Annotated in this window: 12 protein-coding genes and 1 riboswitch; of the genes, 7 read left to right on the plus strand and 5 right to left on the minus strand. The window is 45.3% G+C overall.

All coding sequences use genetic code 11. The features are described 5' to 3' along the window. Window position 1 precedes the first annotated feature (1 nt). The 5 genes from K0625_RS01975 to K0625_RS01995 all read left to right on the plus strand — a co-directional run bounded on the left by K0625_RS01975 (window position 2) and on the right by K0625_RS01995 (window position 5,282). Window positions 2–2,131: an acetyl/propionyl/methylcrotonyl-CoA carboxylase subunit alpha gene (locus K0625_RS01975; protein WP_220108117.1), complete on the plus strand. Its 2,130-nt coding sequence runs from the start codon at window positions 2–4 to the stop codon at window positions 2,129–2,131. A gap of 2 nt (window positions 2,132–2,133) precedes the next feature. After that, window positions 2,134–3,024, plus strand: coding sequence for a hydroxymethylglutaryl-CoA lyase (locus K0625_RS01980; protein WP_220108118.1), 891 nt, complete (start codon window positions 2,134–2,136; stop codon window positions 3,022–3,024). Window positions 3,025–3,100: 76 nt separating this feature from the next. Beyond that, window positions 3,101–3,805, plus strand: coding sequence for a CoA transferase subunit A (locus tag K0625_RS01985; protein ID WP_220108119.1), 705 nt, complete (start codon window positions 3,101–3,103; stop codon window positions 3,803–3,805). Between the two features lie 13 nt (window positions 3,806–3,818). Next, the gene (locus tag K0625_RS01990) at window positions 3,819–4,475 is read left to right on the plus strand and encodes a CoA transferase subunit B (protein ID WP_220108120.1); all 657 of its coding nucleotides are present in this window, start codon (window positions 3,819–3,821) and stop codon (window positions 4,473–4,475) included. A 264-nt stretch (window positions 4,476–4,739) separates the two neighbouring features. Further along, the gene (locus K0625_RS01995) at window positions 4,740–5,282 is read left to right on the plus strand and encodes a prepilin-type N-terminal cleavage/methylation domain-containing protein (protein WP_220108121.1); all 543 of its coding nucleotides are present in this window, start codon (window positions 4,740–4,742) and stop codon (window positions 5,280–5,282) included. On the opposite strand, the gene K0625_RS02000 is transcribed toward K0625_RS01995, so the two are convergent. Beyond that, window positions 5,279–5,761 (minus strand): peroxiredoxin family protein, encoded by a 483-nt coding sequence (locus K0625_RS02000; protein ID WP_065188625.1) that lies wholly within the window; start codon window positions 5,759–5,761, stop codon window positions 5,279–5,281. The genes K0625_RS01995 and K0625_RS02000 overlap by 4 nt on opposite strands. Before the next feature lie 155 nt (window positions 5,762–5,916). Between K0625_RS02000 and K0625_RS02005 the strand changes: the two genes are divergently transcribed. Continuing rightward, the gene (locus K0625_RS02005) at window positions 5,917–6,354 is read left to right on the plus strand and encodes a hypothetical protein (protein WP_220108122.1); all 438 of its coding nucleotides are present in this window, start codon (window positions 5,917–5,919) and stop codon (window positions 6,352–6,354) included. 106 nt (window positions 6,355–6,460) lie between these two features. On the opposite strand, the gene K0625_RS02010 is transcribed toward K0625_RS02005, so the two are convergent. From K0625_RS02010 to K0625_RS02025, 4 genes are all read right to left on the minus strand, one after another. Further along, entirely contained in the window at window positions 6,461–7,039 is a 579-nt protein-coding gene (locus K0625_RS02010; protein ID WP_065188627.1) for a thymidine kinase, read from the minus strand. Between the two features lie 113 nt (window positions 7,040–7,152). Further along, complete coding sequence (locus K0625_RS02015; RefSeq protein ID WP_220108123.1) at window positions 7,153–8,727, minus strand: Na+/H+ antiporter NhaC family protein; 1,575 nt, start codon at window positions 8,725–8,727, stop codon at window positions 7,153–7,155. Window positions 8,728–8,833: 106 nt separating this feature from the next. Further along, a riboswitch (Lysine riboswitch) is annotated at window positions 8,834–9,053 on the minus strand. 165 nt (window positions 9,054–9,218) lie between these two features. Beyond that, window positions 9,219–10,142: an electron transfer flavoprotein subunit alpha/FixB family protein gene (locus K0625_RS02020; protein WP_220108124.1), complete on the minus strand. Its 924-nt coding sequence runs from the start codon at window positions 10,140–10,142 to the stop codon at window positions 9,219–9,221. Continuing rightward, window positions 10,142–10,891 carry an electron transfer flavoprotein subunit beta/FixA family protein gene (locus K0625_RS02025; RefSeq protein WP_220108125.1) on the minus strand — a complete coding sequence of 250 codons (750 nt, stop codon included), beginning with the start codon at window positions 10,889–10,891 and terminating at the stop codon, window positions 10,142–10,144. The genes K0625_RS02020 and K0625_RS02025 overlap by 1 nt, the downstream gene beginning before the upstream one ends. A gap of 314 nt (window positions 10,892–11,205) precedes the next feature. On the opposite strand from K0625_RS02025, the gene K0625_RS02030 reads away from it, so the two are divergent. Then, on the plus strand, window positions 11,206–11,601 hold the full coding sequence (locus tag K0625_RS02030; RefSeq protein ID WP_220108126.1) for an H-NS histone family protein: 396 nt from the start codon (window positions 11,206–11,208) through the stop codon (window positions 11,599–11,601). Window positions 11,602–11,704: the final 103 nt, after the last annotated feature.

The raw sequence follows: 11,704 nt of genomic DNA on the forward strand, positions 1-11,704 counted from the left end.
CATGGTTGCCCATACGTCAAAAAATAATAACACAGGCAAAACCTTGCTGATTAAGAAGCTGTTAATAGCTAACCGAGGCGAAATAGCCTGTCGCATCATAAAAACCGCCAAAACCATGGGGATCCGTACCGTCGCCCTCTACTCTGATGCGGATATTGATGCACGTCATGTAGCAATGGCCGATGAGTCTTTCTATCTTGGCGGCAGTGCACCGGCAGACTCCTATCTCAAAGGCGAGCTTATCGTCGAAATAGCCAAAAAGTCTGGTGCACAAGCTATCCACCCAGGCTACGGCTTCCTATCAGAGAATGCCGATTTTGCGCGTTTATGTGAGCAATCTAATATCGCTTTTGTTGGACCAAGCGCTGCGGCTATCGACTCTATGGGCAGCAAGAGTGCAGCCAAAGAGATCATGGGCGCCGCCAAGGTACCACTAGTTCCCGGTTATCACGGTGATAAGCAAGAGGATACGTTATTAGTTAGCGAAGCGAACAAGATGGGCTTCCCACTCCTTATCAAAGCAGCCTTTGGCGGCGGCGGTAAAGGGATGCGTATCGTTGAAAACGAAGCTGAAGTACTTGACGCCATCCACTCGGCTCGTCGTGAAGCTATCTCCTCCTTTGGCAACGACAAACTACTGATGGAGCGTTACCTTCGCCAGCCTCGCCACGTCGAAGTGCAGGTCTTTGCCGATAATCATGGCAACTGTATCTACCTTTCAGACAGAGACTGCTCTATCCAGCGACGCCACCAAAAAGTTGTTGAGGAAGCACCGGCGCCAGGATTAAGTGATGAGTTAAGAGTCAAGATGGGTGAAGCGGCCGTAGCAGCGGCAAAAGCCATCGACTATCAAGGTGCAGGCACAGTTGAATTTTTGCTTGATACTGACAACAGCTTCTACTTTATGGAGATGAACACCCGTCTGCAGGTTGAGCACCCTGTGACAGAGCTAGTGACAGGCCAAGATCTCGTCAAGTGGCAGCTGATGGTTGCCAGTGGTCATCCACTGCCATTAGCCCAAGATGAAGTCAGAATACATGGCCACTCTTTTGAGGTGCGTATTTATGCAGAAGACCCGCAAAATGAGTTTCTTCCTGCCAGTGGTAAACTCAACTTCCTGCGCGAACCAGAGCAAAGCAAATTTGTACGTATCGACTCTGGGATCCGTGAAAATGATGTGATCAGTAACTTTTACGATCCCATGATCTCCAAGCTGATTGTTTGGGATGAATCCCGCCCAAGAGCACTGCAACGTCTGGTGCACTCATTAGAGTCTTATCAGATAAGTGGCCTAAAACATAATATAGAGTTTCTTGCTAATATCGCCGAGCATCAAGCATTTCGTGATGCTAACTTCAGCACAGACTTTATCGACCGTTACGGTGATGGCCTTATCGGACGTGGCCTAAGTGGCAGTGCCAGCAAGGATGAACAAACAGCATTGGCGCTAGCCGCTCTGTATCAAGTCTGTGCCCGAAAAGTGGCAGCAAAAGCCTGTGCCATTAACAGCAATGACCCATACTCACCTTGGGGGACAGTCAGCGGCTTTAGACTCAACAGCGCCAGTCAGCATCAGGTCTCTCTGCTCGATGATAATCATGAGCTGCAACATCTCGAGCTTATTGAAACCTCTGTTGGCGGCAAATCTATCTTCCAGATGCAGCAAGGGGACAACCTCTATGTGCTCAATGGTGAACTGCACGGTGAACTGCTCCATGCAGAGATCTCACTGAGCCAAGCAGATAAAAACCGTGATCCACTGACAGATAAAAACCAAGCACACAAATTCAAGGTGCCAGTGAGTCAGGTCGATGATGACTTTACCCTTTTCATTAACTCTAGTAGTTACCATTTCCGTGCGATCCAAACTGAGCTAACTGAGGAGCAGGAGTGCCTTGCCGATAAGCTTAAAGCGCCGATGAATGGCACAGTGGTCACCCATCTAGTGAATGCTGGCGACACAGTGACCGCAGGACAAGGCTTAATGGTGATGGAAGCCATGAAGATGGAATATACGATTGAGTCCCCATTTGACGGCGTAGTCAGTGCGTTCTACTTCGACATAGGTGAATTAGTATCAGACGGTGCTCTGCTCGTCGATGTTGAGCCTGCTAATAAAGAAGAGGGATAAAGATGATCCCTAACAAGGTTAGCATTTTTGAGGTGGGCGCCCGTGATGGTCTACAAAACGAGCTGCCAGTCACCACCCAAGATAAAATTGCCTTAGTTGAAGCTTTAGGCCGAGCAGGTGTTAAGCGAATAGAAGCTGCCAGCTTTGTATCCCCCAAATGGGTGCCGCAGATGGCCGACTCTGGCGATGTTCTGCGCAATATTAGTCGCCAAGATGGCGTCACCTACAGCGCGCTCACACCTAACTTAAAGGGGCTGGAACTTGCACTTGACGCTGGCGCTGATGAAGTTGCCATCTTTGGCGCTGCATCCCAGAGCTTTAGTCAGCGCAATATCAACTGCTCAATAGAGGAGTCTATTGAGCGCTTCGCCCCTGTAATGGAGCGGGCTATTGCCGCGAATATCCCAGTACGAGGATATGTCTCTTGCGTGCTAGGTTGCCCTTACGAAGGTGATATTGCCATCAGTGAAGTGGCACGAGTGTCTGAGATCCTTTACAAGATGGGCTGTTATGAAATATCCCTTGGTGACACTATAGGTGTTGGCACACCAGCCAATGCCCGTAGAATGGTTGAAGCAGTCAGCCAGAAAGTCCCGGTTGATAAGCTGGCACTGCATTTTCATGATACCTACGGCCAAGCACTCGCAAATATCTTAGCCTGCTTAGAAACAGGGGTAAGCGTGATCGATTCATCGGTTGCAGGCCTTGGCGGCTGCCCCTACGCCAAAGGAGCATCGGGCAATTTAGCAACTGAAGATCTTGTCTATATGCTCCATGGATTAGATATCGAAACAGGCATAGATCTTCCATTGCTGGCAAAAGCGGGCAATACAATAAGCCAAGCATTAGGTAAAAGCACGGGCTCGAAAGTAGCAAGAGCCATCAGCGGGTAAAAATTAGCTAGCGCTTAATACCAAACGAATACAGAAATGATCACATAAATGATTATTGTGGATGGAGATAAGAATAATGGCAGGACTCAATAAAGTCGTAGCAAGTTATGAAGAAGCCCTCGCAGGTCTAAGTAATGATATGACAGTGATGGTGGGAGGTTTCGGCCTTTGTGGTATTCCTGAAGGTTTAATTGCTCAAATGGTAAAAACCGGAGCCACAGGACTGACTGCCATCTCAAATAATGCAGGCGTCGATGATTTTGGTTTAGGCTTGCTGCTTAAAACCCATCAAATAGATACCATGATCGCCTCCTATGTCGGTGAAAACGCCACCTTTGAGCAGCAGATGCTCTCAGGCGAGCTAAACGTCATACTTACACCTCAGGGGACACTTGCTGAGAAAATTCGAGCTGGTGGCGCAGGTATTCCCGCTTTCTTTACCGCTACCGGCTACGGCACCCCCGTTGCTGACGGTAAGGAGACTCGCGAGATTGGTGGTCGTCACTATGTCCTTGAGCCATCATTAACCGCTGATTTTGCCTTAGTTCGCGCTTGGAAAGCCGATACTATGGGCAATTTAGTGTTCCGCAAAACCGCCGCCAACTTTAACCCTATGATGGCAACTGCTGGCAAGATCACTGTGGTGGAAGCTGAGCATATTGTTGAGCCTGGCGAGCTAGATCCAGATCATATTCATACACCTGGTATCTACGTAAACCGCGTGATCCAAGGGACGTTTGAAAAACGTATCGAACAGCGCACAGTAAAAGCATCAGCATAAGGAGGGCAACACCATGGCACTATCAAGAGAACAACTCGCGCAGCGTGTGGCCCAGGAGCTTAAAGATGGTTACTACGTTAACCTCGGCATAGGTATTCCAACCTTAGTCGCAAACTATATTCCCGACGGCATGGACGTGATGCTGCAATCAGAAAATGGCCTACTCGGCATGGGAGAGTTCCCAACCGAGGAGACCATAGATGCAGACCTAATCAATGCCGGCAAGCAAACTGTTACCGCCGTTGACGGTGCGTCATTTTTCTCATCGGCGGAAAGCTTCGCCATGATCCGTGGCGGCCATGTGGATCTGACCGTTCTGGGGGCATTTGAAGTCGATGAACAAGGCTCTATCGCCTCTTGGATGATCCCAGGCAAACTGATTAAAGGCATGGGCGGCGCAATGGATCTCGTGGCTGGCGCAGATAATATTATCGTCACCATGATGCATGCAGACAAGCGCGGTAACTCTAAGCTACTGCCAAAGTGTGAACTGCCATTAACCGGCTTTGGTTGCATTAAGCGTGTACTGACAGACCTAGCCTTTATGGAGATAAAAGATGGCGCGTTTCATCTGCTAGAACGTGCTCCAGGCGTTACAGTTGAAGAGATCGTTGCAAAGACCGCTGGTAAACTGATTGTTCCTGACAATGTGCCAGAGATGCGCTTTTAACCAGTCATATTTTATACCAATCGGTATTACAGGCTGACAAAATATCAAACGCCCATTAGCTAATGCTGATGGGCGTTTTTACTTACGCCAATCGACACTCCAAAGATAAAACAAGAAAGATACCCAATTAAAACAAGCGCACAACCTGAGCAACATAAGTAAGAAAGAACCACTGCACAGCTCTCACTTTACTCAAGTCGGCTTGTTTCATCAGCTTACCAAAGGTACCGTGCGCGCATCATTTGTGACCAATATATGTAGATTGTGAAATCAAATAAAAAGCAGCAAGGTTTTACCTTAATCGAGTTAGTCATTGTCATCATCATTCTAGGAGTGTTAAGTGTGATTGCAACGCCAAAACTCCTTTCCCTCTCAAGTGAAGCTCAAGCATCTAGCTTACAAGGTGTTGCAGGGGCAATCGCGTCGGTCAATAAACTGGTACACTCTCAAACTCAAATTATTGGCATTGCAGATAATGATGACTGCAGTGGTGATTGCAACGGACATCCAAATTGGGATATCAATATTGGTCACTATTTTGTCAATGTCTCAGGCACTCGCTTATATGTGCTTAAGGGCTACCCACTAGCAAGCGGCGGTTTCCCTATCATTGAAGAGAATTACCGCGCAGTAATGGGTTTATCTGAGGATGAGTTTATTTTTGATTCAGGCAGTAAGTTCTCTATTATCCCCATGAAATTTAAAAATAAAGTATCAGAAATAAAAGCCGGCACCTTCAAATGCCACATTGAAAATAGCAATTCAATATCAGATAACCTCTACCTAGCCCTTACCGACAACTGCTAATTTTTGAGGATAAACTCAGTGGCGGCATTAAGGTTGGGGTCATTAGGATCTGAAATATTGGTGACCCAAACTATCTCTCCGCCTCGGTTGATAAATACTGTGGTTGGGGTCCCAGGGACGCCGTAGCTTTTAGCAGCACTCTCGCCATTAATGAGCGTTGGAAAATGTATACCTCGCTTTTTAAGGGTCTCTGCGGGCATCGCTCCCTCATCTTCATTAAAGCTAATGCCTAATATCTGCAGATCTGTGTTAGCGTACTCATTTCTTAATGATTCAAGTCCTGGCTGCAGCTTCTTACAATAGGGACACCAGGTCGCCCAGAAGTGTATTATCATCGGCTTGCCCTTGTACTCTGCCAAGGTGTGCATCTTGCCCTGTGGATCGGCTAAATTGAAATTTGGCGCAACATTTAATACTTCAGCCGCTTGTAGACTTCCAGCGAACAAAATAAACAGTAATACACTTTTCAATAATCTCATTCTTATCTTCCCTACTCTTCATTTTTAAGAAAAAATCCCTTAATAATAAAAATAGACCGAAAAAGTTGAGTTTATTATTCAATTAACACGGTCTAGGATAATTAATAGTTAACGACTCCAAAACAGAGATTGGTAAATAAACCAGAGGAGCGCCAATGAGATTCAGTATCAAGGGTGATCAACCCATCACCGTTTTTCAGATAACTGCCCTCTTCAGTATGATATTTGCCTTAATTGGGTTTAGTTATAATGTCTGGCGTATGGAGATCACTGAATATAATAGTAATATGCGCTCAGCAAGCTTCGAGTTGTTGTTACAGCTATCTGAACTTGAAGGCATTGTTTATGCAGCCCACTATGATCAAGACAAATTTGAAGGCAACCCCAGAAAGGGCTGGATAAAGGTGAATTTAATTGCCGATTTAAGCATGATAGCCGAACCAGAAGTGAACCTTTCGGCCAATGCACTCAAACAGCGTTGGCAGGAAAACTGGCAAGAGCTTGCACAATCAGAGGAGAGTGCCCAAAACGTCATTGAGGCGATAGATAGCACACGAAACTCGGTAAGAGATCTTATATCTCAACTGAATTAACCACATAAAAAAGCACTGAGATAACAACATCTCAATGCTCTATTATGTGTAACTTTAAATTGTTTACGCTTAAACTAAAACGAGCCTAAGAGCTTAATCCCACACCTTAATCCCACAAGAACTCGCGAAAATGTTTACGGCACACGGACTCATAACTCTCATTACCACCGATGGCAACCTGCTCACCGTCACGCATAGGCTTACCACTTCCATCCAATCTGAGTACCATATTTGCTTTACGACCACAGTGACAGATGGTTTTAAGCTCAACCAATTTATCAGCCCACGCTAACAAGTACTGACTACCGCTAAATAACTCACCTTGAAAGTCTGTTTTTAGGCCGTAACAGAGCACTGGAATATCCAAATTATCCACCACGTGGGTAAGCTGCTTAACCTGCTCTTTACTCAAAAACTGAGATTCATCAATCAAAATACAGTGCAACTGTTTTTCTTGGTGCGCGCTACCAATCATGGCCGCAAGATTATCATCGCTACCAAATACCTGTGCATCGGTTTCAATACCTATTCTCGACGCGACTTTCCCAACGCCATACCTGTCATCGATAGATGCTGTCATCACTAAGGTATTCATGCCGCGTTCACGGTAGTTATAGGATGATTGCAGTAGAGAGGTCGACTTACCCGCATTCATGGCCGAATAGTAAAAATAAAGTTGCGCCAAACCGATATTCCTTAATTTGATAGTGCCCGCTAGTTTACCAGTTTACTGAATAATTGATATCAGCTTGAAATGAAAAAGCCGCTCATTGAGCGGCTTTTGTCTTAATACTTATTTTAGCTTGGAACAACTCTGCGATTCACTTTAATTTTAAGTCCTATCACAGTAAGTACAAACAGCACACTACAGGTGATAAACCCAGCCAATATAGACTCAGTGAATCCCAATACCGTGTAACCAACCAAGCTGATCACCGCCACGATTAGGGCATAAGGCAACTGAGTCATCACATGATCCATATGGTGACAGTTTGCCCCTGTAGAGGACAAAATTGTCGTATCCGATATCGGTGAACAGTGATCGCCAAATACCGCACCAGCAAGTACAGATGCCAACATAGGTAACATCATGTTAGTGTGAGTGCCCATCGCCATATCGGCCGCGATTGGTAGCATGATCCCGAAGGTTCCCCAACTGGTTCCCGTAGAGAATGCAGTAAAGCCTGCCAATATAAACAGCACAGCAGGAAGCAGCGCAAATGGAATATTACCAGTCGCGAGGCTTGCCATATACTTGCCCGTTTCCATCTGGCCAATCACACCCGCAATTGTCCAAGCGAACAACAAGATATAGATAGCCGGCAGCATAGAGCGAGCACCGGTCACTAAACCTTTAAACATGTATGAACGGTCTAGACCTTGGCTAACCACTAATATAAGTGTTGAAGCAAGACCGATAATGGCACCAAAGAAGAGTGAGGAAGCAACCTCAGTATTTTCAAATGCACCTAAGATACTAAACTCAAGACCTTTAGCACTCAGCGCATCACTGCCGCTGCTGACCATAAAGTAGAACGTCGCCACCACCAGCACTGTGATAGGCAGGAATAAGCCTAAAATTTTGCCATTGTCAGCTTCAGGCAGATCTGAATTGGCCCCAGGAGGTAAACCTTTTGACTCATCATAGAGATTGCCTTTTTGCGCATTCAACTCATGCTGACGCATTGGGCCAACATCTAGCCCCATAAAGGCCACACAAAGAAGCAGCAACAGAGCAAAGACAGCATAGAAGTTCATCGGGATCATCTGTACAAACACACTAAGGTGACCAGAATCGGCAAAGCCATGGGCAGTCAAAATGCCACCAATCAACGCGATAATGTATGCTCCCCAGCTTGAAACAGGAGAGATCACACAGATGGGCGCCGCAGTTGAGTCCAGCAAATAAGCCAGCTTACTGCGTGAGATATAATATCTGTCGGTTAGAGGTCTTGCGACACTGCCTACGACCAAGCTATTGAAGTAATCATCGATAAAGACAACACAACCTAAGAACATGGTGAGAAGCTTTGCATCGCGTTTATTACGAATTTTGGTTCTTGCCCAATCGGCAAATGCCTTAGCCGCACCACTGACTGTGATAAGTGCGGTGATCATGCCCAATAGGATCAGAAAGCCTAACAGATAGAGGTTCCAGCTATTGAGGCTGCCATCATCCCAAAACAGACCTGTTACCTGTTGAGCCAAATATTGGCCAGAGCCGCTAACAGAAAAGTCTGAAATCAGCACAGCTCCGAGCAATATCCCTACACCCAAAGAGAGCAAGACGCGACGAGTCACAATTGCCAGCAGAATCGCAACCACAGGAGGTAGCAATGAAAGCGCCGAATCGGCGTAACTTAAAGTTGTCATTAATTATTATCTTCGTTTAAGTACGAATGGAGGGCGACTGAACTGGTGGGATATGAGATATACACTCAAGTCTACGCTTGAATATATACCGATCGGATGCACCTGTCCTATCAGTAGCGCTCCATAGTAATACCATTGATTAAAAGGTATAAAATCTTCTTATCTTCCGGATAAGAAATACTATGGCAGTGCTGCACCTATTCGATTGCAGCCCCAGCAGTAAACCGTGATATGTATTACTACTTCGGCATTAAATCCTTTCATGATAGATAAGCGGAATCACCCTGATTATCACTACTAATATTTAATGCACCTCTACTTCTCAGGACGTCATTTGAAGTGTCTTCAAAAAACGTGAAGCTCATAAAAACATAAGCGGCTTTAGGGATTCTACCCCAAAGCCGCTTATCGTGACCAACATCACATTAATATAATGCAAATTAAAACCGATTTTACTTTTAAATCACACCAAAGCTACAACTGATGAAGATTTAAACTGACTCGATTAACTGAGGAACGACCTCAAATAGATCGGCTTCAAGCCCATAGTCAGCAATTTGGAAAATAGGAGCCTCTGGATCTTTGTTAATCGCCACAATGACCTTAGAGTCTTTCATTCCGGCCAGATGTTGAATTGCCCCGGAGATACCCACGGCAATATAGAGATCTGGCGCAACTATCTTACCCGTTTGACCAACTTGAAGGTCGTTTGGTACAAAGCCGGCATCCACAGCAGCGCGAGAAGCACCAAGAGCGCCGCCAAGTTTGTCGGCAAGCTGCTCTAAGATAGCGAAGTTCTCACCACTTCCCATTCCACGTCCACCAGATACAACAACTGAAGCTGCGCCAAGTTCAGGACGCTCAGACTCAGTTAATGTTTGAGAAACAAACTGTGAAAGTGAGTCAAATACTTTATCGATTGCAACCGCGCCTGCGGCTCCTTCAGTCCCTACAGCATCAAAAGCACTAGTACGGACTGTCATCACCTTCTTATCATCCAAGCTCTGAACCGTAGCCAATGCGCTACCAGCATAAACAGGACGCACGAAAGTATCAGAGCTTACAACCTCAACAACTTCAGAGAGCTGAGCCACATCCAGCAAGGCTGAAACACGAGGGAAGGCATCTTTACCATGGCTAGATGCTGCAGCAAGGATATGCTCATAATCTGAGGCGATGTCCACAATCAACTCAGCGATGTTCTCAGCCAAGCTGTGGGTATATGCGCCATTATCTGCAACCAGTACCTGTCTGACGCCAGAAAGCTTCTGCGCCGCTTCAACCACAGCACCACATTCGTGACCTGCGACTAAGATATCAATGTCGCCACCAATCGCGCTAGCACAGGCAACCACTTTGGCTGTATCCAGCTTTAAACTGGCATTATCATGTTCTGCTAATACTAAAATTGCCATTAGATCACCTTCGCTTCATTTTTCAACTTTTCAACCAGCTCAGCAACAGAGGAGACCATAACACCCGCTTGGCGCTCTGAAGGAGGTGATACTTTCAAGGTTTTTTGATGTGACTTTAAGCTAACGCCCAAGTCATCAATAGAGACAGTCTCAAGTGGCTTACGTTTAGCCTTCATGATGTTAGGTAGCTTGGCATAGCGTGGCTCATTCAGACGTAAGTCAACGGTTACAACAGCAGGAAGTGGCATAGTGACAGTTTGCAAACCGCCATCAATCTCACGAGTCACAGACAACGACTCTCCCTCCAGCTTAACTTCCGATGCAAAAGTTGCCTGTGGCATCTTTGCCAGTGCCGCTAGCATCTGTCCAGTTTGGTTGTTATCACCGTCAATGGATTGCTTCCCAAGTAGAATGAGCTCTGCTTGCTCTTTTTCCTGAACACTAAGCAGCAGCTTAGCGATAGAGAGTGGTACCAGCTCTTCATCGGTTTCAATATGAATACCACGATCAGCGCCTAATGCCATAGCCGTTCTTAGTTGCTCTTGTGCAGCTTTTGGCCCCACAGTCACCACAACTATCTCAGATGCAGTTCCAGCCTCTTTTAAACGAACAGCTTCCTCTACTGCGATCTCACAAAAAGGGTTAATCGCCATCTTCAAGTTTGCGGTATCAACGCCAGTATTGTCAGCATTTACCCTGACTTTTACGTTTGCATCGACGACGCGCTTAACAGGCACCAATACTTTCATAGGGCTTCCTTCTTACGTCTTATTTTAGCGGAGTTGAATATAGGCAACCACCTATATCTAGATAGGCTCACTTTACGTGCTGTTAACGTTAACGTCAACACAGTTTCAAACGCCCGTTTGTATTATTTTAGATACAAGCAGCCTAAATCACATTTTTTTTCATCTTAATAAAGAAAAATACATATTTATGGCATATATGAGTATATTCACAAATTAATATAAAATTTTATTTGATACTTGTTGTATAAATTCCTATTATTAGCTATCGAATATATATTTTTACCTCAACTCAAATTAATTGGACCAATATTATTATGAGCGATTTTCTTGAAATACTAACTCACGGCCGTCGTTTTAAAGCGGCAGTAAAAGAATTATCTATCGATGATTTAAATGAATTAGCTGGTAAGCTTGAAAAGATTATCTCTGAAAGAATTTCTCAAGCTGAAGCTGAAACAGCAGCGATGGCTGAGCGTAATGCTAAAATTGATGAGATCCGTAAGCAGATGGAAGCAGTTGGCTTATCTGTTGATGATCTAGGTGCTACAGCAGTAAAGGCTGCACCTAAAAAGCGTGCTCCACGTCCGCCTAAATATACTATTGTTGATGTGAATGGTGAAACCATCACATGGACTGGCCAGGGACGTATGCCAACAGTATTTAAAAACGAGTTAGATAAAGGTCGCAGCATGGACGACTTCCTAATCTAACTAGTATTAGCTTTATATGCTAATTAAAAACCGGCTAAGGCCGGTTTTTTTGTAGCTGAAAGATATCTAAATAGTAATCAAATGAAACATTTTCCATTTGATG

The sequence above is a fragment of the Shewanella nanhaiensis genome (assembly GCF_019457885.1).
In the GTDB taxonomy this organism is placed as follows: Bacteria; Pseudomonadota; Gammaproteobacteria; order Enterobacterales; family Shewanellaceae; genus Shewanella; species Shewanella nanhaiensis.

Excerpts from the sequence above, each read along its gene's own strand:
- K0625_RS01975 (WP_220108117.1), top strand. The coding sequence starts at position 2 with ATGGTTGCCCATACGTCAAAAAATAATAACACAGGCAAAACCTTGCTG.
- K0625_RS01980 (WP_220108118.1), top strand. The coding sequence starts at position 2,134 with ATGATCCCTAACAAGGTTAGCATTTTTGAGGTGGGCGCCCGTGATGGT.
- K0625_RS01985 (WP_220108119.1), top strand. The coding sequence starts at position 3,101 with ATGGCAGGACTCAATAAAGTCGTAGCAAGTTATGAAGAAGCCCTCGCA.
- K0625_RS01990 (WP_220108120.1), top strand. The coding sequence starts at position 3,819 with ATGGCACTATCAAGAGAACAACTCGCGCAGCGTGTGGCCCAGGAGCTT.
- K0625_RS02000 (WP_065188625.1), bottom strand. The coding sequence starts at position 5,761 with ATGAGATTATTGAAAAGTGTATTACTGTTTATTTTGTTCGCTGGAAGT.
- K0625_RS02005 (WP_220108122.1), top strand. The coding sequence starts at position 5,917 with ATGAGATTCAGTATCAAGGGTGATCAACCCATCACCGTTTTTCAGATA.
- K0625_RS02015 (WP_220108123.1), bottom strand. The coding sequence starts at position 8,727 with ATGACAACTTTAAGTTACGCCGATTCGGCGCTTTCATTGCTACCTCCT.
- K0625_RS02020 (WP_220108124.1), bottom strand. The coding sequence starts at position 10,142 with ATGGCAATTTTAGTATTAGCAGAACATGATAATGCCAGTTTAAAGCTG.
- K0625_RS02025 (WP_220108125.1), bottom strand. The coding sequence starts at position 10,891 with ATGAAAGTATTGGTGCCTGTTAAGCGCGTCGTCGATGCAAACGTAAAA.
- K0625_RS02030 (WP_220108126.1), top strand. The coding sequence starts at position 11,206 with ATGAGCGATTTTCTTGAAATACTAACTCACGGCCGTCGTTTTAAAGCG.